This is a genomic window from Polaromonas sp. P1_E1_2 (assembly GCF_056406035.1).
Genome location: NZ_JBFUAZ010000731.1, coordinates 1 through 1834, shown reverse-complemented (window position 1 = coordinate 1834; position 1834 = coordinate 1). Strand labels below are relative to the sequence as shown.

The 1834-nt window shown below is 62.0% G+C and carries 2 protein-coding genes; both read right to left on the bottom strand.

What is annotated here, in order from left to right; translation table 11 throughout:
- Nucleotides 1-94 precede the first annotated feature (94 nt).
- Complete coding sequence (locus AC1D1P_RS22260) at nt 95-907, bottom strand: siderophore-interacting protein (protein ID WP_477674481.1); 813 nt, start codon at nt 905-907, stop codon at nt 95-97.
- A 272-nt stretch (nt 908-1179) separates the two neighbouring features.
- Nucleotides 1180-1834, bottom strand: a 655-nt coding sequence (locus AC1D1P_RS22255; protein WP_477674480.1) for an alpha/beta hydrolase, incomplete at its 5' end; no start/stop codon positions are given.

Below are 1834 nucleotides of genomic sequence, written 5' to 3'. Positions count from 1 at the left end.
GCCAGCATGAGCCGTGGAACCGGCTTTGCCGGGCCACAGGCGGGCGGCCCCCTCGGGGGGGCAGCGACCCACACGCAGTGGGGGAGCGTGGGGCTCAATCCTCGCCGTAATCATGGTCCGGGTGGTTGATGGTCCCCAACTTCCAGTAGCCACGGCCCATAATGCTGCTGCGTTCCACACCCAGCTCTTCAATCAGCAACTGGCGTAGTCGGCGCATGGCCGCCGCCTCGCAGGCCAGGTAAATGCGCGTGCCGGGTGCGGGTGCGCCGGCTTTGCGCAACGCGGCTTCCAGTGCCTGGCCGGCCTTGTTGTTGTCGGCGCCACGGGCGACCCATTGGGCATTCACTTTGGCGGTGCTTTGCAGCGGGCGCTCTTCAGCTGCATCCACCACCTCGACAAGCACCTGAACTTGCGCGCTCGCGGGCAAGCTGGCCAGAATGGTTTCAAACGCGGGCAAGGCGCTGTCGTCACCGATCAAAAAATGCGCGGGCGCATCCAGCTGAACTTTGTAGCCCGGGCCTGGGCCCATCAAATACAGCACCTGGCCCGGCTGCGCCTGCGCCGCCCAGGTGGATGCGGGGCCATCGCCGTGCAGCACAAAATCGACATCGACTTCCAGCACATCGCTGCGCACCGCCAGCGGCGTGTAAGTGCGCATGGACTTCGCCCGCGGGCCATCGGGCAAGGGACGGTCAGGCTCGGTTTGTCCCGGCTCGGGAAAAATCAGCTTCATGTAGCAGGCCGGGTCGGCCACCTCAAAGCCTTCCAGTTCCGCGCCTTGCAGTGTGATGCGGCGCATCAGCGGGCTCAGGGTTTGCACGCGAGTGACCTGCACGTGGCGTGGCGGCCGGCGCTTGCGCGGTGCGGTCTCGGGAGAAGGGGCGGTGGCCTGCGGTATTGTGGACATGGTGTCTTTCAGGGCGAGGCATCGCGCTGCCCAAAGGTTAAAACTCTAATTGAGAATAATTATCATCTGATTGCAATGGGCTGGTGGATTGAAGGGGGAAAGACGGTGGCTTGCGTCCTGCTCATCGCCCCGCAGCGCGAGGTGCCCGCAGCTCATGGGTGGCCAATAGCCCGAAAGACAGCGCGCCAACCTCCGCAAGCGCCTCAAGGGGCGACCAGAACCGGCGCAAAGGGCAGTCGAAGGTCTGCCCAGGGCTGGGCGGACCAATGGGGTTACTTGTTGCCCGAGACCGTACTCATCCAGTCACCGATGGCTTGGGCTGACGAGGCCGGTGCGTTGAGGTGACTGGACGCCGGTTGATAGAGCTGGGTCAGTGGATGCTTCGGCAGGAGTTCGAACAGTTGACCATTGGCTCGCGCCAACGCTGGGTAGTCATTGACCGGTGCGATGTAAAGCACGGGCGTCTCGGCCTTGAATGCCTTCATGGCGTTGACCTGGTTCATCGCACCTTCAGGCTCAAACCATGTCAGATAGCTGGCTGGCGTTGTGACCACGGGGTAGACACCTTTGCTGCCTTCGTAATCTGACAACTGAACTTTCTCCGCACCCTTGCCCTCGTCAAGGTTCTTGCGAGCCAGGGACAACGCCTCTGCGAGCTTCTCGCGAAATAAAGTGCTTCCAACGTTGCCGCCAGGCGCGATGGCGACCACGCCGTCCACCTTGTATTTGCTCCCGAAATAAAGAGCGAATATTCCGCCCTGGCTGTGGCCTGCAACAAATACCTTGTTGACACCYTTTGTCCGAAGGCGGCTGATCGCGGATTCAACTTCGGCTTCGGCAGTTGCCACGTTGACGTCATAGCCCCTTCGCGCAGACCAGGGCATTTCGATGTTTTCGACCTGAAAACCGCGTCCCTGAAGCGAGGAG